The organism is Modicisalibacter coralii, assembly GCF_004117855.1.
Lineage (GTDB): Bacteria > Pseudomonadota > Gammaproteobacteria > Pseudomonadales > Halomonadaceae > Modicisalibacter > Modicisalibacter coralii.
On sequence record NZ_QWBW01000007.1, the window covers coordinates 276,879 to 295,506 of the forward strand.

General features: G+C 64.8%; 15 protein-coding genes. 6 read left to right on the plus strand and 9 right to left on the minus strand.

Annotation, left to right across the window (positions count from 1 at the left end):
- Positions 1-90: 90 nt before the first annotated feature.
- Complete coding sequence (locus D0901_RS03480; protein ID WP_129138886.1) at positions 91-852, plus strand: FadR/GntR family transcriptional regulator; 762 nt, start codon at positions 91-93, stop codon at positions 850-852.
- Positions 853-874: 22 nt separating this feature from the next.
- Here the strand turns inward: D0901_RS03480 and D0901_RS03485 are convergent, their stop codons facing one another.
- Entirely contained in the window at positions 875-2,674 is a 1,800-nt protein-coding gene (locus D0901_RS03485) for an IlvD/Edd family dehydratase (RefSeq protein WP_129138887.1), read from the minus strand.
- Between the two features lie 248 nt (positions 2,675-2,922).
- Between D0901_RS03485 and D0901_RS03490 the strand changes: the two genes are divergently transcribed.
- Positions 2,923-4,197 carry an O-acetylhomoserine aminocarboxypropyltransferase/cysteine synthase family protein gene (locus D0901_RS03490; RefSeq protein ID WP_129138888.1) on the plus strand — a complete coding sequence of 425 codons (1,275 nt, stop codon included), beginning with the start codon at positions 2,923-2,925 and terminating at the stop codon, positions 4,195-4,197.
- A 180-nt stretch (positions 4,198-4,377) separates the two neighbouring features.
- On the opposite strand, the gene D0901_RS03495 is transcribed toward D0901_RS03490, so the two are convergent.
- The 7 genes from D0901_RS03495 to D0901_RS03525 are packed head-to-tail and all read right to left on the minus strand — an operon-like array spanning position 4,378 to position 11,826.
- Positions 4,378-5,406 carry an ABC transporter ATP-binding protein gene (locus D0901_RS03495; RefSeq protein WP_129138889.1) on the minus strand — a complete coding sequence of 343 codons (1,029 nt, stop codon included), beginning with the start codon at positions 5,404-5,406 and terminating at the stop codon, positions 4,378-4,380.
- Between the two features lie 4 nt (positions 5,407-5,410).
- A complete protein-coding gene (locus D0901_RS03500; RefSeq protein WP_129138890.1) occupies positions 5,411-7,051 on the minus strand; it encodes a glycoside hydrolase family 43 protein in 1,641 nt (546 codons plus the stop codon).
- A gap of 3 nt (positions 7,052-7,054) precedes the next feature.
- Entirely contained in the window at positions 7,055-7,885 is an 831-nt protein-coding gene (locus D0901_RS03505; protein WP_129138891.1) for a carbohydrate ABC transporter permease, read from the minus strand.
- Complete coding sequence (locus tag D0901_RS03510; RefSeq protein ID WP_129138892.1) at positions 7,882-8,805, minus strand: carbohydrate ABC transporter permease; 924 nt, start codon at positions 8,803-8,805, stop codon at positions 7,882-7,884. The genes D0901_RS03505 and D0901_RS03510 overlap by 4 nt, the downstream gene beginning before the upstream one ends.
- 59 nt (positions 8,806-8,864) lie before the next feature.
- Positions 8,865-10,130, minus strand: a complete 1,266-nt coding sequence (locus D0901_RS03515) for an ABC transporter substrate-binding protein (protein ID WP_129138893.1) — start codon at positions 10,128-10,130, stop codon at positions 8,865-8,867.
- Between the two features lie 44 nt (positions 10,131-10,174).
- Entirely contained in the window at positions 10,175-11,059 is an 885-nt protein-coding gene (locus tag D0901_RS03520) for an SMP-30/gluconolactonase/LRE family protein (RefSeq protein WP_129138894.1), read from the minus strand.
- Complete coding sequence (locus tag D0901_RS03525) at positions 11,056-11,826, minus strand: SDR family NAD(P)-dependent oxidoreductase (protein WP_129138895.1); 771 nt, start codon at positions 11,824-11,826, stop codon at positions 11,056-11,058. Before D0901_RS03525 ends, D0901_RS03520 begins: the two co-directional genes overlap by 4 nt.
- A 309-nt stretch (positions 11,827-12,135) precedes the next feature.
- Between D0901_RS03525 and D0901_RS03530 the strand changes: the two genes are divergently transcribed.
- Positions 12,136-13,368 (plus strand): ROK family protein, encoded by a 1,233-nt coding sequence (locus tag D0901_RS03530; RefSeq protein ID WP_129138896.1) that lies wholly within the window; start codon positions 12,136-12,138, stop codon positions 13,366-13,368.
- Positions 13,369-13,516: 148 nt separating this feature from the next.
- Here D0901_RS03530 and D0901_RS03535 read toward each other — a convergent pair whose 3' ends face one another.
- Complete coding sequence (locus D0901_RS03535; RefSeq protein WP_129138897.1) at positions 13,517-15,283, minus strand: IlvD/Edd family dehydratase; 1,767 nt, start codon at positions 15,281-15,283, stop codon at positions 13,517-13,519.
- Between the two features lie 362 nt (positions 15,284-15,645).
- Between D0901_RS03535 and D0901_RS03540 the strand changes: the two genes are divergently transcribed.
- The 3 genes from D0901_RS03540 to D0901_RS03550 all read left to right on the plus strand — a co-directional run.
- Entirely contained in the window at positions 15,646-16,806 is a 1,161-nt protein-coding gene (locus D0901_RS03540; RefSeq protein ID WP_129138898.1) for a fumarylacetoacetate hydrolase family protein, read from the plus strand.
- A 119-nt stretch (positions 16,807-16,925) separates the two neighbouring features.
- Positions 16,926-17,945, plus strand: a complete 1,020-nt coding sequence (locus D0901_RS03545; RefSeq protein ID WP_129138899.1) for a TRAP transporter substrate-binding protein — start codon at positions 16,926-16,928, stop codon at positions 17,943-17,945.
- Positions 17,946-18,052: 107 nt separating this feature from the next.
- A partial coding sequence (locus D0901_RS03550) for a TRAP transporter small permease subunit (protein ID WP_129138900.1) occupies positions 18,053-18,628 on the plus strand: 576 nt, incomplete at its 3' end.

An 18,628-nucleotide genomic window follows, 5' to 3' on the forward strand; every position in this document is an offset into this window, starting at 1 on the left:
CACGCCCATCGCCCTTGTTAACCGTTGGTCACGTTGCCCAAATGTTGAACATATGGCAGCGTTGATCGAAACCGTCTTGGAATCACATCCGTGAAGGGACAGCAACGCAAGTCAGCGTCGAGGCCCAGCGTCGCCGAGGCGCTGGCCGAGGCGATCTTCTCCGGCGACTACCAGCCGGGCGATTTCGTACCCAAGGAGCTCGCCCTGTGCGAGCACTACGCGATCAACCGTTCCGCGGTGCGCAGCGACCTGCGTCAGCTGGTCGACGTGGGCATCATCGAGCGCATCTCGGGGCATGGCTCCAAGGTGCGCGACTACACCGAGTGGAACATTCTCGACCCGCAGGTGACCGAGTGGATGACCCGCTACGCGGCGCCCAATCCCCGCGTCCAGCGCGAGATTCTCACCTTCCGGCTCGACGTCGAGCCCTACGTCGCGATGACCGCCGCCAAGCGCGCCACGGCACGCGACCTGGTGGCGCTCGAGGAAGCCTTCGAGGGCATGGGGCAGAACCTGCACAACGCCACCAACCCCGAGGAACGCCGCCTGCACAGCGACTACGACGTCGCCTTTCACGCGGCGATCTTCAAGGCCACCCACAACATCGTCTGGTCGCAGCTCTCGCACATCCTGCGCCCCTCCATCTACCTGCTGGTGTCGATGTCCAACGTCAGCGAGACCGATGACCCCGCGGCAAGCCTGGAGCGTCACCGCCAGTTGATGGAGTGCATTCGTGCCCGCCAGCCCCGCGAGGCCTTCCGCGCCGCCCAGCGGGTACTCGCCGGTACCGCCAAGGCGCTCGGCCTGGAAGACCCCGAGACGTCGCTGGGGCGCGGCGTGGAACTGGAGTGACCGCCACGCCGACCCCGCCCGCTCAGTGGTTGTCGCGCGGCGGCGAGCGACGCGCCACATCGCGATACTTCGTCGCCGGCGCCAGCGTCATGCCGCGATCGAGCTGCTCGACCATGCCGCGCTGGATCTCCTGCCAGGGGGTCTGATGCGGCGGATAGATATAGCCGCCGCGTGACGCCAGCGCCTCCCGGCGCGAGGCGAGTTCCGCGTCGTCGATCAGCAGGCTCGCCTCACCGCGCGCCAGGTCGATGCGGACACGATCGCCGCTCTCGAGCAGCGCCAGGCCACCGCCAACGGCTGCCTCCGGCGAGGCGTTGAGGATCGACGGCGAGCCCGAGGTGCCCGACTGGCGCCCGTCGCCCAGGCACGGCAGCGACTCCACGCCCTGACGGATCAGCGCCTCCGGCGGCTGCATATTGACCACCTCGGCACCGCCGGGGTGACCCACCGGCCCGGCGCCGCGCATCACCAGAATGGTGTTCTCGTCGATCGCCAGGGCGGGGTCGTCGATGCGCGCGTGATAATCCTCCGAGCCGTCGAATACGACGACTCGCCCTTCGAAGGCGCCGGGATCCTCGGGCCGGCTCAGGAAACGTCGGCGAAAGTCGTCGGCGATCACGCTGGTCTTCATCAGCGCCGAGTCGAACAGGTTGCCCTTGAGGTTGATGAAGCCGGCGTGCTCGACCAGCGGATTGTCATAGCGACGGATGACGTCGTCGTCCCGGGTCTCGCAGTCGCCGACGTTGGCCGCGAGCGTTCGCCCGTTGGCGGTCATCACGTCGCCGTGCAGGCGCTTCGCCTTGAGCAGTTCGCTGAGAACCGCGGGCACGCCGCCGGCCCGATGAAACTCCTCGGAGAGGTAGATGCCGGCCGGCATCACGTTGGCCAGCAGCGGGATCTGGTGACCCAGGCGCTGCCAGTCGTCGTTGTCGAGTTCGATACCGGCGTGACGGGCGATGGCATTGACGTGGATCGGCGCGTTCGAGGAGCCGCCCAGCGCCGAACAGACCACGATGGCATTCTCGAAGGCCTCGCGGGTCAGGATGTCCAGCGGGCGCAGATCCTCCCAGACCATGTCGACGATGCGCTCGCCGGTCTGGTAGGCGACCATCGCCCGCTCCTTGTAGGGCGCGGGAATCATCGCCGAGCCCGGCAGGCTCATGCCCAGCGCCTCGGCCATCGAGTTCATCGTCGAGGCGGTACCCATGGTGTTGCAGTGCCCGATCGACGGCGCCGAATCGGTGGCCCGGTCGAGAAACTCCGCGTAGCCGATATCGCCGGCGGCAAGACGCTTGCGCAGTTCCCAGATGATGGTGCCGGAACCCACGCGCTCGCTGCCCCGCCAGCCGTTGAGCATCGGCCCGCCGGAGAGCACGATCGCCGGGATGTTGACGGTCGCCGCGGCCATCAGACACGCCGGGGTGGTCTTGTCGCAGCCGGTGGTCAGCACCACGCCATCGAGGGGATAGCCATGCAGTACCTCGACCAGGCCCAGATAGGCCAGGTTGCGATCCAGCGCCGCGGTCGGCCGGCGTACGTTCTCGTGGATCGGATGCAGCGGGAACTCGAAGGGCACCCCACCGGCGGCGCGAATGCCATCCTTGACCCGCTTGACCAGCTCGACGTGGTGGCGGTTGCAGGGCGTCAGGTCGGAACCGGACTGGGCGATGCCGATGATCGGCTTGCCGCTCTTCAGCTCGTCGAGCGTGAGGCCGTAATTCATGTAGCGCTCGATGCACAGCGCCGTGGTGCCGGGATGATCGGGATTGTCGAACCACCAGCGTGAGCGCAGCTGGTCGGGAGTCATCTTGTGATCGCTCATGGTCTGACGCTTTTCTCTCGATGGTCGGTTGTCGAAAACAGGTCTCGCCCTTTCGCCAGCGTACTCTACCGGGACCTTCGCGTATGTTGAACAAACGGATTATATGTTCAACATTAATGCCGGCACGACCGCCCCGCCCACGCGACCGGAATCACGCAACCGGCAGGGATGTCCTTTCGGGCCCCCGGGTCTCTGGCCCTATAATGGCCCTGGACAACAAGCACCAACCCGCCCGCACAGGACACGCCATGAAGCCCGAAACCCTCGCCCTCCACCACGGCTATGCCCCCGACAACCAGCATGCCGTCGCCGTGCCCATCCACCAGAGCACGTCCTTCGCCTTCGACAACGCCCAGCATGCCGCCGACCTTTTCGACCTGCAGGTGGAAGGCAATATCTACTCGCGGATCATGAACCCCACCTGCGCAGTACTGGAACAACGCGTCGCCGCTCTCGAGGGCGGTATCGCCGGCCTGGCGGTCGCCTCGGGCATGGCGGCCATCACCTCCGCGATCCAGACCATCGCCGAGGCGGGCGACAACATCGTCTCGATCAGCGAACTCTACGGCGGGACCTACAACCTTTTCGCCCACACCCTGCCCCGCCAGGGCATCGAGGTACGCTTCGCCCACAAGGATGCCCTCGCCGATATCGAGGCGATGATCGACGAACGTACCAAGGCGGTGTTCTGCGAGAGCATCGGCAACCCGTCGGGCAGCCTCGTGGACATCGCCGCGCTGGCCGACGTGGCACACCGTCACGGCGTTCCGCTGATCGTCGACAATACCGTGGCGACCCCCTTCCTGTGGCGTCCCATCGAACATGGCGCGGATATCGTCGTCCACTCCGCCACCAAGTACATCGGCGGGCACGGCACGACCGTCGGCGGCGTCATCGTCGATTCCGGCCGGTTCCCCTGGGCCGATCAGGCCCGGCGTTTCGCGCTGCTCAACGACCCCGATGCCTCCTACCACGGCATCAGTTACACCCGGGACGTCGGCGACGCCGCCTTCATCACGCGGGCCCGGGTGGTGCCACTGCGCAACATGGGGGCCGCCCTCTCGGCCCAGGCCGCCTGGAACCTGCTGCAGGGGCTGGAGACCCTGGGGCTGCGCATCGAACGCGTCTGCGACAACACCCAGCGGATCGCGACCTACCTGGAAGGCCACCCGCAGGTCACCTGGGTGCAGTACGCCGGACTCGCCAGCCACAAGGACCATGCCCTGGCCGAGCGCTACATGGACGGTCGGGCGTCCGGCATCCTGAGCTTCGGTGTCCAGGGCGGCCGCGAGGCGAGCGCACGCTTCTACGACGCCCTGCAGCTGGTACTGCGCCTGGTCAACATCGGCGATGCCAAGACCTGTGCGGCGATCCCGGCGGCGACGACGCATCGCCAGCTCAACGACGAGGAGCTCGCTGCGGCCGGCGTCACCCCCGACATGGTGCGCCTGTCGATCGGCATCGAGCATGTCGACGACCTGATTGCCGACCTGGATCAGGCACTGGCCGCCGCCCGGGCCTGACACTCGCCACCACGCGGTCGTGAGCTGTCACCACTCACGCCGCCGATTCGAAAACCTCTCCCCACCCGAAAGAACGCCGGCACGACGCCGGCGTCGGGGAGGCATTATCTCGCTCGTCGATTTATTCAGCATTTCCTAAGCCAAACATCTCTGCCGCATGTTCAACATGAGTGATCAGCCTTAAAAGCCCGACGCTTGCCGGGAAGACTCGATACGCATTCCTCCGCTGTCGAAGCAATGCAGTGACTCGGATCGCGGCGTCAGCCACAACGACTCGCCGGACCTCGTCGGGTCGTCTCCCGGCAAGCGCACGATGAGGCCCCCCAGCTCGCCAGCGTCCATGTAGGCGAAGGTATCGGCGCCGAGCTTCTCGATCACCCGCACGCGGCCACGCCAGGCGCCCTGCTCGCGGCTTACGTCGATATGCTCGGGCCGCACTCCCAGCGCGTGTGAGCCATACGCTTGTGCGGTCGGCCCCTCGATCAGGTTCATGCGCGGCGAGCCGATGAATTCGGCCACGAAACGCGTCGCGGGGTGCGTGTAGAGCTCCATCGGCGTCCCCGCCTGCTCGATGCGTCCGCCGTTCATGACCACGATCCTATCGGCCAGGGTCATCGCTTCGACCTGATCGTGAGTCACGTAGATCATCGTCGCGCCGAGCCGCTGGTGCAGTTCGGCCAGTTCGACGCGCATGCGGTTGCGCAGGGATGCATCGAGATTGGAGAGCGGCTCGTCGAACAGGAACACCCCGGGATTGCGCACGATGGCCCGACCGATCGCCACGCGCTGGCGCTGCCCACCGGAAAGCGCCGCCGGCTTGCGCTCGAGATACTCCTCGAGATTGAGCAATCGAGCCGCCTCGGCGACCTTGGCCTTGCGCTCCTCGACTGGCACCTTGGCCAGACGCATCCCGAAGTCGATGTTGCGAGCCACGCTCATGTGCGGATAGAGCGCATAGGACTGGAAGACCATCGCCACGTTGCGCTCGGCGGGCTCCTCCTGGGTCACGTCGCGTCCGTCGATCGACACCGTGCCTTCGCTGGCGGTCTCGAGGCCGGCGATAATGCGCAGCAGCGTGGACTTGCCACACCCCGAGGGCCCCACCAGGACGGTGAAGCTGCCGTCATCGATCGCCAGGTGCATGTCGGGAATCACGTCCGCACCGCCCTTGAAGCGTTTGCGAACTCCCTTCAGGGTCACGTCGGCCATGGGATTATCCTCTCGGTAAATCGTTGTCGGTCATCCGTGGCTCGGACCGGATGTAGCGAAACGCGCTGAAGTCGGCCGGCAGGGCGCGACCGCTGATGTCGTGCACCGCCATGCCCAGGAAGGTGCCAGTGAAGTAGCCGTGGGCACGCCCCGCCCCCTCGTCGGAAAGCACCCCGGCGTCCAACGTGGGCCCGACCGGCTGCCATTCGCCGCCACCCTCGGCGTAGCGAAACTGCAGGCTGGCCCCGTCCATCGTCAGTCCCAGGCGCACTGACGTTTCCTCGTCGAGCATCACCGGCGCGGCCAGTGGGAAGTCGAGGTCGCCGCTCGGCCAGTTGTCGGCGCAACTCAGGATGGTCAGCACGCGCCGACCGGCGTCATCGCGGGTGACTGCCAGATAGTGGAACTTGAAGCGGTTGTAGTAAGCGATCAGCCCGGCGCACTGCTGGTAATCCTCGGGCGCGAACTCGAGCGTCGTCTCGGCCTCACAGGAAAAAACGTCACGCCGCCGTGCAACCAGCGCCTGCTCGAACCACGAGCCCGGCGACTGACGGCCGTAGAGGCGCAGATACCCGCGTCGCTCGGTCAGCGAGAACAGTCGTTCAGGATACGGCGTGCGCAACCACTGAAAGGCCATCGGCAACGTCGCGCTATCGAACGCATGACTCTCCTCCCGCTCGAGGGGCCAGGGCGTCGCGTCATACGGCGCCCTTACCTCGTTCTGCGGGGCGTTGCCGCCGACTGCCAGGCGCAACCAGCCATCGTCGTCCCAGTGAGCCCGTTGCAAGGCCGTTTCACGGCCCAGTGGCGAACGCTGAGTACCGGGTAGCGGGCGGCCACAGAGATGCACCAGATAGGTCTCGCCCGCCGGGGTGTCGACAAGATCGGCGTGACCCGCGCGCTGTAACGCAAGGCTCTCGTCGTCCCGCGAGGTCAGCACCGGGTTGTCCGGGTGGACCTCGTAGGGGCCGGTGATCGATCGCGATCGGGCCATGGTCACCGCATGGCCATACCCCGTGCCGCCCTCGGCGACCAGCAGGTGATACCAGCCGTCACGACGGTACAGGTGCGGGCCCTCGGTCAGCTTCATGGCGGTGCCCGCGAAGATCGTATGGATCGGACCGATCAGTGTCCGCGCCTCGGCATCGTACTCCTGCAACACGATGCCACCGAAGCGGTCCGGTCCCGCCGCCTGACGATAGTCCCACTTCAGGTTGAGCAGCCAATGGCGGCCATCGTCGTCATGGAACAGCGATGGATCGAAACCGCTGGCATTGAGAAACACCGGATCGCTCCACGGGCCTTCGATGCTCGGCGCGCTGACCAGATAGTTGAGCCCATCCTTGAAGTGCCCCTCGTAGCGCTTCATGTCGGTGTAGATCAGCCAGAAGCGGCCCTGCGAATGACTCAGGCAAGGGGCCCAGATACCGCAGGAATCAGGGTTGCCGCGCATGTCCAGTTGGGCCGGCCGTTCGAGCGGCCGGCGCACCAGCCGCCAGTTGACCAGATCCGTCGAATGATGGATTTGCACCCCGGGATACCATTCGAAAGTGGAGGTGGCGATGTAGTAATCCTCGCCCACCCGGCAGATCGAGGGATCCGGATTGAACCCGGGAAGAATGGGGTTGGTGAACGTGACGGCCATGCTTCACCCTTTTACGGAACCGCCGGTCAGCCCGGCGACAATGTATTTTTGCGCCGCCAGGAAGAACACGATGGCGGGCAGGATGGTCAGCGAAACGAATGCCAGGATCAGATTCCACTGGGTCAGGTACTCGCCGCGGAACTGCATCATTCCCAGCGGCCAGGTGTAGATCGACTCGGTATTGAACACCACCAGCGGCAACAGGAAGTTGTTCCAGCTCTGCACGAAGACGAACACCCCGACCGTGGCCAGAATCGGCGTCGACAGCGGCAACGTGAAGGCCCAGAAGAAACGCAGGTAGCTGCAGCCATCCACATAGGCCGCTTCGAACAATTCGCGCGGCAATTGGTCGAAGAACGACTTGAAGAGCAATATCGCCAGCGACAGCCCGAAGGCGGTCTGCGGCAGGATTACCGCCCAGTAGGTATCCAGCAGCCCCAGATCCCGCACCTTGATGAACAACGGCAGGATCGCCGCCGCGAAGGGGAACATCAGCCCCAGCAGCAGATAGGAGTGCAGCATGCGCGAACCGAAGAAACGGATGTGCGAGAACACGTAGGCCGCCGCCGCCCCGACGATCAGTGTCAGCACCACCGTCGCCGACGAAATCAGCAGCGAGTTGCCCAGGTACTGCCAGAAGTCGGGATTCTCGAGGATGCCCGCGTAGTGGCTCACGTCCCAGCTCGCCGGCAGTCCCAGCGGATTGGTGCGCAACTGCGCATTGCTCTTGAAGCCGCCGAAAAACGCCGCCAGCAGCGGACCGATGACGAAACCGGCGACGACCAGCAGCACGATCACCCGCAGACTGTTGCGCAACAGGAACAGGCGTCTCATGCGCCCTCCTTGGCCATCGCGTGGCGCTGGTAGAAGAAGGCGATCAGCATGGCGATGACGAACAGGAAGATGGCGGCGGCACTACCGAAGCCGATCTTCAGCCGGGTCAGGCCGAAGGTATAGAGATAGGTGACGATGGTGTGGGTGCTGTTCGACGGCCCCCCGTTGGTCAGGGGAATGATGATGTCGAAGATCTGCAGCGAGCCGATCAGCGCGAAGAACACGCTGACCACGATGGCGTGCTTGATCATCGGCACCTGGACATGACGGGCAATCTGCCAGGGACCGGCGCCCTCGAGCCGCGCGGCCTCGACGAGATCCTTGGGTACACCCTGCAGGGCGGCGATATAGATCATCATGTGGAAGCCGAAATACTTCCAGACGATGACCGTCATGATCGCGGCGAACGCCCATTGGCGATCGGCGAGGATATACACCGACTCCATGTCCATGGCATGGAAGAGTTGAGCCGTCACGCCGTATTCGCCATCGAAGACGAAACTCCAGATCAGCCCGGCGGCCACCTCGGCAAGGATATAGGGAAGGAAGAACACCAGCCGGAACAGGGCATTGGTCGGCGTCTTGCGATAGATCAGCAGCGCCAGGCCCAACGCCAGCGGTAATTGGACGACCAACGAGACGACGACCAACTGTGCGGTGTTCCAAAGCGCGGTGTGAAAGGTCGAGTGCCCCAGCAGACGCTGATAGTTTTCCGCCCCGACGAAGTCGCTGGGCGTGGCATAACCGTTCCAGTCGAACAGGCTGTAATAGGCGGCATCCGCCAAGGGCAGGATGACGAAAAGCGAGAACAGGATAAGTGCCGGCGGCAACAGCAGCAGCACGGCGCTCAGTCGACCGCTGGCGCGACCACGCCGCAGCCGTTGTCGCCAGCCGGAAGGGGAATACGACGATGTAGTCATCTCAAACACCCGGTATGAGGCTCGACAGGGGCCGTTACCGGCCCCGGCGAAAGGCACACTTAGCGGAACTGCCAGGCTTCCTCGACACGCTCGGCCGCTTCTTCCGGCCCGGTCACGCCCTGAGCGATGTCGGTGCTGATGTCGTTCACCGTCGCACCGACCGACACACCCAGGTCATGATCGAGGAATACCTGATGGTAGGAGGATTGGCCGATGTCCCGGGCCACCTTGCGGGCATAGGGCGTCGTCAATGCCTTTTCGGCCCCCTTGACGATCGGCACGAAAATGCCGCGCCTGGCCGCCTCACGTTGATTGTCGAGGCTCAGCAGGCTCTTGAGGAATGTTACTGCCACTTCCGGGGCGTCACGCGTGACCGCCCAGCCGTTCAGGCCGCCGAAGGTCGCCTCGTTGCCTTGCCCCCCTTCCACGCGGGGAAACGAGATGAAGCGCAGATCCTCGTCCGGCACCCCTTCTCCGCTCATCGAGCGCTGCTTCGAGGGCAGATAGTCCCAGTCGCCCATCAGGTGGAAAGCCGCCTCGCCATCGCCGAACATGCCGCTGGCGCGCTCGTAGGTGGTGGTCATGAAACCAGGCTGGAACGGCTCGAGTTCGACCAGTTGCTCGAGCTTTTCGCCGGCCTGGACGAAGGGCGGCGCGGCAAAACCCTCGCCCTCACCCGCCTTGGCGGCCGCGAAACCCTGCTGACCGGCCAGCCGCGTGGCCAGGCTGCCCCAGTAGAAATGCATCGGCCAGCCATCCTTGGCCCCCACCATGATCGGCGTGACGCCGGCCTTCTTGAGCTTGGAGACGGCATCGAGGAAGTCCTGCCAGGTGTCGATGGCATCGACATCCACGCCGGCCTTCTCGGTCAGTGCGGTGTTGGTCCACAGGCCTACCTCGGTGACGTATAGCGGCGCGCCATAGATCTTGCCATTGATGGTAAAGGCGTCGATGGCCGAGTCCGGGAAACGTGACTGCCAGCCGTCATGCATGGCCGCGGTCAGATCCTTGACGAAGCCGGCCTCGACCTTCTCCTTCAAGGCCTCGCCACCCCAGCTGTAGAAGATGTCCGGGCGCTGGCTGGACTGCAGCAAGGTGGGCAGCTTGGACTTGTAGGCTTCGTTGGAGAGGTAGTCGAGTTCGATGGTCACGCCGGGGTGGCTCTTCTCGAATTCGCGAGCGATCTCGGCGTAGTAATCCTTCTCGACCTGACTGATCTCGACGCGCATCATGCGAATCGTGGTATCCGCCATCACCGACTGCACGGAGCCGAGCAGCGTGGCAGCGGAGACGACCAGCAGCGTCTTTCTGGTATGACTGAACATGGGCTACTCCCGTCTTGTTGTTGGAGCGTGGCATGGGCGGTCACTCAGCGCGTGACGCGCGGTTCGACCTGCCCCGGGTTGGGCGCGGACATGGCGAACAGGCTGCCCGCCGACGGCCATTGATGGTGTTTTTCCTCATCGCTCAAATGCTGGGTGGCGGTAGTGATATAGAGTGTTTTTCGGTCGGCACCACCGAAGGCCACCATGGTGGGGTGCGGGCAAGGCAGTGCGTGGCTCTCCAGGAAAGCGCCGTGACGATCGAATCTGGCGATCTGGCCGCCTCCGTAGAGCGCACACCAGTAGTCGCCGTGGCTGTCCACCGCCGCGCCGTCCGGCACTCCGGGCAGGTCATGGCGCGCCAGATCGATCCATAATTCGCCCGACTCGAGCGTGCCGCGCTCGGCGTCGAAGGCGTAACGCCATACCTGGCGGGTGGGTGAATCGGCGTGATAGGCGAAGCGACCATCCGGGCTGAACGCCAGGCCGTTGGAGATGGCCAGCGCGCTTCTCATGGCTGTGAGGCGTTCACCGTCCAGGCGATACAGGCTGGCGCTTGGCAAAGCTTCGGCAGCATCGATCGTGCCCACCCAGAATCGCCCGAGCGGGTCGCAGCGGCCGTCGTTGAAGCGGTTACCGCTCTCATCGCGCCATTCGGGATTGGCGGCGATCAGTGCTTTTACGCCGCTACCAGGGTCCAGCCGGTAGATTCCCGAGCGCGCGGCGACGATCAGCCCCGTAGCGCCCAACGCCAGACAGCCCAGCGGCTCGCCCAGCGCGACGCTAGACGGCGCGTCGTCACCCCCGGGCTGCCAGCTGTAGACCAGCCCGCGGTTGATATCCACCCAGTGGAGACACGCGTTCGCCGCATCCCACACGGGGCTCTCGCCCAGGCTCATGTCGAGCGCGACGGCGACGGTGGGCGCGCTCATCCCCAACCTCCATCGACCGCGATCTCCTGCGCGCTGATCTGGGCGCTATCGTCGGCGGCGAGAAACAGCGCGGTGGGCGCGATGTGCTCGGCTTCCAGGCGTACCTTCAGGCATTGATGGGCCTGGATGTTGGCCTCGTCCTCGGGGCCGATCCACTTCTCGAGCTGACGCTCGGTCATGATGCTGCCGGGCACCAGCGTATTGACGCGAATTCCATGAGGGCCCAGGTCGCGGGCCAGGCTGCGCGTCAGCCCGTACACCGCGGCCTTGGCGCTGACATAGGCGGCCATGTCACCGAGCGCCAGGCGCACGCTGATCGAGCCGAAGTTGATGATCGAGCCGCCCCCCGCCGCGCGCATCTGTTCGGCCACGGCCTGGATGGTGAAGAACATCGGACGCAGGTTGAGCGACATTCGCTCGTCCCAATAGTCGACATCGACGTCACGCCAGTCGTGACGATCGTCGTTGGCGGCATTGTTGATCAGTACGCGAATGGGACCGATCGTCTCAGCGACCCGAACGATGGTCGCCTGCAAGGCCTCGACATCCCGGATGTCGCAAAATTCGAAGCGAGGCGCCCGACCGGTTTCCCGCTCGAGCTCTTCGACCAGCGCCTCGCTCGCCTCTCTGGCGATATCGACGAAAACCACCCGGGCCCCCTGACGATGAAAGGCGCGTGTCAGGGCGGCACCGATCCCGCTACCGCCCCCGGTAATGAATACCACACGCTGTTCGAGACTCGGATATCGCGCTGAAAGGTGGGTCATGCCGGCTCCTGTTTTTCGCCTTGTTCAGGGTCTTGGGGCTAGATGGCCCGCCATACGTGACTTCCTTGCAGCCGCCAGGGATAAGGCTGGCTCTGCAAGCGCATTTAATTTAGCAAATAAATTAAATAATCCCACATGCCACTTTAGTCGTTGCGCCAAATCACCGAGTAACACGCTCAAGGCCTGTCTTGGTGTAGCCGGCAGCCATCGATCTCGTACTATCCATCGACAGACGCGGTTGACGAGAGCATTTTCTTCGTGCTTTCGTCACTATATAATTAAGGCCAGAAATTAATCTGAGGTTTACCCATGGCCGCCCCGGTCACCGAATCGATACGTACCGACAACACCTTGGCCCTGATCCGCTCACTGCGTACCCATGGCGCCATGGCACGTATCGACTTGGCAGCCGCCAATCAGCTGAGTTCAGCGACGGTGACCTCGATCAGTGGCGAGCTAATCGACCAGGGCATCGTCGTCGAGCGCCCCCCCGACAGCCAAGGCCCCGGCCACCGTGGCCGCCCCAAGACACTGATCGCGCTCCATCCGCATGCGGCTTGTGTCATCACCGTCAAGTTATCGATCAACGAAGTGCGCTTCACGGTCGGCAATTTCTGTGGCGAGCTCCATCACGACGACACATTGGCGGTCGATACGCTGGCTCTCACGGCCGAGGCTCTGAGCGAGTTGCTCATACGCCATATCGATGATCTGTGCCTGCGCATGACGTCCGCCTGCGGCCCGGTCGCCAGTATCTGCGTGGCCGTGCAAGGGATCGTGTCACCACTGCGCGGCAGCATCGTCTGGTCCCCGGCGTTCACCCTGCGCAATGTCGATATCGTCTCGCCACTCCGGGCTCGCTTCGCCTGTCCGGTCCAGCTCGAAAACGACGCCAACTGCATCTCTGCAGCGATTACCCGCCATCCCGACTACATGGCCATTCCCAACCTGGCAGTGATAATGCTCGGCTATGGCGTGGGCATGGCGATCATGATCGATGGCAAACCCTATCTCGGCGCGCACGGTTCGTCGGCGGAGTTCGGGCATACCAAGTACGAAGCCAACGGTGCACTCTGCGCCTGCGGCAAACGTGGCTGCATCGAAGCTTACGTCAGCGACTACGCGCTCTACCGAGACGCCCATACCTTATTGCCGCTACCTGCCGGCGATAGCGCCCACCCCTCGGAAGAACAAATGCAAGTGCTAGTTCGGCTCGCCGAAGACGGCAATCCGATAGCCAGACAGATATTCGACAAGGCAGGTCACGTGCTGGGCACCGGCATCGCCAACATACTGGCGCTTTTCAACCCTGATCAGGTTCTGATCACCGGATCAGGCGTGCGAGCCTACGATCAACTCAAGCCCAGCCTCGAACAGGCGTTGAATGATGCCCTGGTCGCGGAATTGATCGGCCAGACACGCCTCACCACTTACGGCTGGGACCACGACATGACCTGCATGGGAGCCATCCAGCTGGCACTGAAGGCAGCGGACCGTCGCCTGATGCAAGCCGACCGTCCAAGGGCCCTGCCCCTGGCCTGAGCCGTCACGGTAGGCAACTCGAACATTCCGCGCGGCTGTCTTCCCGGAAAGCCCCTTACAACAGCCGACATTCGCAACTGACACAAAAGCGCCGCCGGCTTGTGGCGGCGGCGCTTTTATATCGCCTGGATATCCTGCCACCTGCTTTTCAATGCGAGTGGCGTGGCACCTCGGCGCCGCGGCAGCCGACCAGGAAGTCGAAGTCGCAGCCCTCGTCGGCCTGCAGCACGTGCTCGATGTAGAGCTGACGGTAGCCGCCGCTACTGGCGATCCGGCGCGACGCCGCGGTGGGGTCGTTCTCGGCCAGCCGGCGTTCGAGTTCGGCGTCGTCGACCTCCAGGTGCAGGGTGCCGGCGTAGGCGTCCAGCGCGATCCAGTCGCCGTTCTCGACCGCCGCCAGCGGGCCGCCGGCGGCCGCCTCGGGGGCGACGTGCAGCACCACGGTGCCGTAGGCGGTGCCGCTCATCCGCGCGTCCGAGATCCGCACCATGTCGGTGACGCCCTGCTCGAGCAGCTTGGCGGGCAGGCCCATGTTGCCGACCTCGGCCATGCCGTGATAGCCACGCGGCCCGCAGTGCTTCATGACCAGGATGTCGTCGGCGGTGACGTCGAGATCGGGGTCGTTGATGCGCGCCTTGTAGTCGTCGAAGTCCTCGAACACCACGGCGCGGCCGCGATGGGTCATCAGCTCGGGGGTCGCCGCCGAGGGCTTCAACACCGCGCCCTGGGGGGCGAGGTTGCCGCGCAGGATGCACATGCCGCCGTCCTCGCGCAGCGGATCCTCGAGGGGACGGATCACGGCGTCGTTGTAGAGCGGGGCGTCCTTGACGTTGTCCCACAGCGTCTGGCCGTTGACGGTCAGGGCGTCCTTGTGGGGAATCCGCTCGGCCTCGCCGAGGCGCTTGAGTACCGCCGGCAGTCCGCCGGCGTAGTAGAACTCCTCCATCAGATAGCGCCCGGAGGGCTGCAGGTCGACGATCGTCGGCGTGCCGCGGCCGATGCGGTTCCAGTCGTCCAGCGCCAGGTCCACGCCGATGCGCCCGGCGATGGCCTTGAGGTGAATCACCGCGTTGGTGGAGCCGCCGATGGCGGCGTTGGTGCGGATGGCGTTCTCGAAGGCCTCGCGGGTCAGGACCTTGGAGAGCGTGAGGTCCTCGTCGACCATCTCGACGATGCGGTTGCCGGAGAGGTGGGCGAGCACGTAGCGCCGCGAGTCCACCGCGGGGATGGCGGCATTGTGCGGCAATGACACCCCCAGCGATTCGGCCATGCAGGCCATGGTCGAGGCGGTGCCCATGGTGTTGCAGGTGCCGGCGGAGCGCGACATGCCGGCCTCGGCGGCCATGAAGTCGTGCAGCGAGATCTGGCCCGCCTTGACCTGCTCGGAGAGCTGCCAGACCACGGTGCCGGAGCCGATGTCGCGGCCCTGGTGCTTGCCGTTGAGCATCGGTCCGCCGCTGACCACGATGGCGGGGACGTCGCAGCTCGCCGCGCCCATCAGCAGCGCCGGGGTGGTCTTGTCGCAGCCCACCAGCAGCACCACGGCGTCGAGCGGGTTGCCGCGGATCGCTTCCTCGACGTCCATGCTCGCCAGGTTGCGGGTGAACATCGCCGTGGGCCGCAGGTTGGACTCGCCGTTGGAGAACACCGGGAACTCCAGCGGGTAACCGCCGGCCTCGAGCACGCCCTGCTTGACGTGCTCGGCGAGCTTGCGGAAGTGGGCGTTGCAGGGGGTCAGCTCCGAGAAGGTGTTGCAGATGCCGATGATCGGCTTACCCTGGAACTCGTGGTCGGGGATGCCCTGGTTCTTCATCCAGCTGCGGTACATGAAGCCGTTCTTGTCGGCGGTGCCGAACCAGGCGGCGCTGCGCAGCGGTTTTTCTCGAGTACGTGGCGGGCGTTTGTTGTCGGTCATGCGGTGACTCCCCATCCGGGCGACGGCAACCGTCGCGAGAAACTGGCGTTGGCGTACGTTACTCGACCATCGATAACCTTAAAATGCCTATTTATCGAAATATTGATAACTAAACTGATATCAAAAGCCGCGCGTTCGACCACTGCCTCACCGCCCCTTTCCCATCACGCTCGATCAGAGTACGACCAAGGTCGTGAACCATCCGCCGAGCACGTCTTTCCGGGTTCCGTGGCATCACCCGACAAGCAAGAGGACCGGAAGCCGTCGAGGACTCATACCCGACGAAAGTATATGTTGAACATAAACCATCTATGTTCAACATTTAGAGCCACATCGGCATACCGAGCGAACAGGCACTGACCATGACACACCCCCTGCTGCCCGAGGGCGCACCCGACAACCGCTTGATCGGCCGGCTCTGGGAGCCCGAACGGCAAGGCCCACGACTGGTCGTGCTGCGCGCCGGCTGGTTGCACGACGTCGATGCGCTGGCACCGACGCTGAGCGCACTGCTCGAGCGGGACGATCTGCTCGAGTGCCTGGATGGTGCTCCCGATGCGCCGCTGGTGGCGATCGAGAACTGCCTCGAAGAAACGCTCGACGCCCAGGGTGACCCGGGCCGTCGTCATCTGCTGGCACCCTGCGACCTGCAGGCGATCAAGGCGTGTGGCGTGACCTTCGCGACCTCGATGCTCGAGCGGGTGATCGAGGAGCAGGCGCGCGGCGATGCCGCCCTCGCGGCCTCGATCCGCCAGACCATCCAGGAGCTGATCGGCGATGATCTGTCGCGCCTCGAACCAGGCTCCGACGAGGCCGCGGCGCTCAAGCGGCGTCTCGTCGACCTGGGCGTGTGGTCGCAGTATCTCGAGGTGGGCATCGGCCCCGACGCGGAAGTGTTCACCAAGGCCCAGCCGATGTCGGCGGTCGGCCTCGGCAGCCCGGTGGGCATCCATCCCGCCTCGGCCTGGAACAATCCCGAACCCGAAGTGGTGCTGGCCGTCGACTCGCGGGGCGCGGTGCGCGGCGCGGCGCTGGGCAACGACGTCAACCTGCGCGACGTCGAAGGACGCAGCGCCCTGCTGCTGGGCAAGGCCAAGGACAACAACGCCTCCTGCGCGATCGGCCCGCTGCTGCGGCTGTTCGACGACGGCTTCGGCATCGACGACGTGCGCGCCATGGACGTACACCTTGAGGTCGAAGGGCCGGACGACTTCCGCCTCGAGGCGATCAGCTCGATGAACGAAATCAGCCGCGATCCGCTCGACCTGGTCGCCCAGACCATCGGCGCGCACCACCAGTATCCCGACGGTTTCATGCTGTTCCTGGGCACGCTGTTCGCGCCGACCCAGGACCGCGGCGAACCCGGCAGCGGCTTCACCCACGCCATCGACGACCGGGTGACCATCGCCGCCCCGCAGCTCGGTGCATTGATCAACCGCGTCGAGCGCTGCGACCGGATTCGCCCCTGGCAATTCGGCAGCGGTGCCCTGCTCGCCTTCCTGACAAGGCGTGGCACCGCCTAGCCACGATTCAGCGCCGCCCGCGGGCGGCTTCACGGGCGAGTCTTCCCGCTCGCCCTCAGCGCCCTTCGGGGCCTGTCCCCTGCGCGTTGATAACAACAAACGCCATCTGGAGAGAGATTATGCTCACGCTCAAACACGCCATCTTCGCTACCGGCTCGCTGCTGCTGGTCGGCATGACCACCGCCCAGGCGGCCGATTACGACTGGAAGTTCCAGGCCTCGGAAACCGCCGGCGAGCCGAGCTTCAAGATCAAGCAGAAATGGGCCGACAAGATCGAGACCATGACCGATGGCCGGGTGAACATCGAAGTCCTACCGATCAACGCCATCGTCGGCCCCACCGAGACCCTGCAGGCCGTCTCCTCCGGCATCCTCCAGGGGCACATGACCGATCCCAGCTACTTCTCCGGGCAGGATCCGGCGTTCGGCATGATGGGCAACCTGGTGGGGGCCTGGAGCAACCCCTATGACTTCCTCGAGTACATGAAGCACGACGGCGGCGAGGAACTCTACAACGAGCTCTCCGAACCCTACGGCGCTCACCTGATCTCGGCGGCCACCTTCCCGCTGGAATCGCTGCCGTCGACGGTGCCGATCGAGAAGATCGACGACTTCAAGGGTCTCAAGATCCGTGCGCCGCAGGGCATGGTCTACAACATCTTCGAACGCGTCGGCGCCTCGCCGGTCAACCTGCCGGGCTCCGAGGTCTACACCTCGCTGCAGAAGGGCGTGATCGACGCCGCCGACTCCACGGTGCTCTCCAACAACGACGCCCAGGGCATCCACGAGTTCGCCAAGTACCCGCTGTATCCGGGTTTCCACTCCATGCCGATGATTGCCGTGTCGCTCAACAAGGAGATCTGGGACGGCCTGCCGGAAGACCTGCAGACCACCCTCAAGACCGCCTTCGACGAGATGGCCTACGACCTGATCGCCGAGCTCAAGGCGCAGGACATCGAGACGCTGCAGAAGCTCAAGAAGGATCCCGACGTCCATCCGATCGACCTGTCGACCGAGCAGCGCAAGAAGTTCCGCGAGGTCGCCGAACAGGAATGGAAGGTCTGGGCCCAAAAGAACGACATGACCCAGAAGTACTACGATTCGGTCACCGACTTCCTGAAAACGCGCGGCCTGCTGTAACCCTCGCTGCGGTCGCCTCTCTCGGGGCCGGTTCGACCGGCCCCGTTTGACGTCCACCCCGCTTCCTTCTGACCACGGCGGCGCCCGTGGCGTCGTCCGGAGGAACCATGTCTAGCAACACCCACAAGGATCACGATCGCGTCGCCGCCGGCGACGACGAACTGGCCCCGGCGACCAGCGGCGCGCCGGAGCCGGCCAAGGACCCGGTGCGCAGCACCTTCGACCGCGGCGTGGTGGCCTGCGCCCGCGTCGCCGCCTGGCTGGTGGCCATCTCGATGGCGATCAGCGTCTTCGAGGTGATCATGCGCTACGGCTTCAACTCGCCGACCTCCTGGGTCCATGAGACCACCGTGATGCTGGTCGCGGTGACCTTCGCGCTGGGCGGCCCGGCGGCGCTGGCCAGCAATCGCCACATCCGCGTGCGGGTGCTCTACGACAGCGCCGGCCCGCGCCTGCGACTGTGGCTCGACCGCTTCAACGACCTGGTCACCTTCGGCTTCTGCCTGGCGATGAGCTACGCCGCCTACACCATGTTCTGGGAGTCCTCCCACAACCCGCTCGGCGAGTGGTCGCTGGAGCGCTCCGGGACCGCCTGGAACCCGCCGTTCCCGGCACTGATCAAGGGCATCATCATGGTCGCGCTGATGATCATGTGCATTCAGGCGTTCATCCACCTGATCCAG

What these genes read in the sequence shown, in the direction of transcription:
- D0901_RS03515 (WP_129138893.1), bottom strand. Translation starts at nt 10,130, where the DNA reads ATGTTCAGTCATACCAGAAAGACGCTGCTGGTCGTCTCCGCTGCCACG.
- D0901_RS03525 (WP_129138895.1), bottom strand. Translation starts at nt 11,826, where the DNA reads ATGACCCACCTTTCAGCGCGATATCCGAGTCTCGAACAGCGTGTGGTA.
- D0901_RS03545 (WP_129138899.1), top strand. Translation starts at nt 16,926, where the DNA reads ATGCTCACGCTCAAACACGCCATCTTCGCTACCGGCTCGCTGCTGCTG.
- D0901_RS03510 (WP_129138892.1), bottom strand. Translation starts at nt 8,805, where the DNA reads ATGACTACATCGTCGTATTCCCCTTCCGGCTGGCGACAACGGCTGCGG.
- D0901_RS03520 (WP_129138894.1), bottom strand. Translation starts at nt 11,059, where the DNA reads ATGAGCGCGCCCACCGTCGCCGTCGCGCTCGACATGAGCCTGGGCGAG.
- D0901_RS03540 (WP_129138898.1), top strand. Translation starts at nt 15,646, where the DNA reads ATGACACACCCCCTGCTGCCCGAGGGCGCACCCGACAACCGCTTGATC.
- D0901_RS03535 (WP_129138897.1), bottom strand. Translation starts at nt 15,283, where the DNA reads ATGACCGACAACAAACGCCCGCCACGTACTCGAGAAAAACCGCTGCGC.
- D0901_RS03530 (WP_129138896.1), top strand. Translation starts at nt 12,136, where the DNA reads ATGGCCGCCCCGGTCACCGAATCGATACGTACCGACAACACCTTGGCC.
- D0901_RS03495 (WP_129138889.1), bottom strand. Translation starts at nt 5,406, where the DNA reads ATGGCCGACGTGACCCTGAAGGGAGTTCGCAAACGCTTCAAGGGCGGT.
- D0901_RS03500 (WP_129138890.1), bottom strand. Translation starts at nt 7,051, where the DNA reads ATGGCCGTCACGTTCACCAACCCCATTCTTCCCGGGTTCAATCCGGAT.
- D0901_RS03485 (WP_129138887.1), bottom strand. Translation starts at nt 2,674, where the DNA reads ATGAGCGATCACAAGATGACTCCCGACCAGCTGCGCTCACGCTGGTGG.
- D0901_RS03505 (WP_129138891.1), bottom strand. Translation starts at nt 7,885, where the DNA reads ATGAGACGCCTGTTCCTGTTGCGCAACAGTCTGCGGGTGATCGTGCTG.
- D0901_RS03490 (WP_129138888.1), top strand. Translation starts at nt 2,923, where the DNA reads ATGAAGCCCGAAACCCTCGCCCTCCACCACGGCTATGCCCCCGACAAC.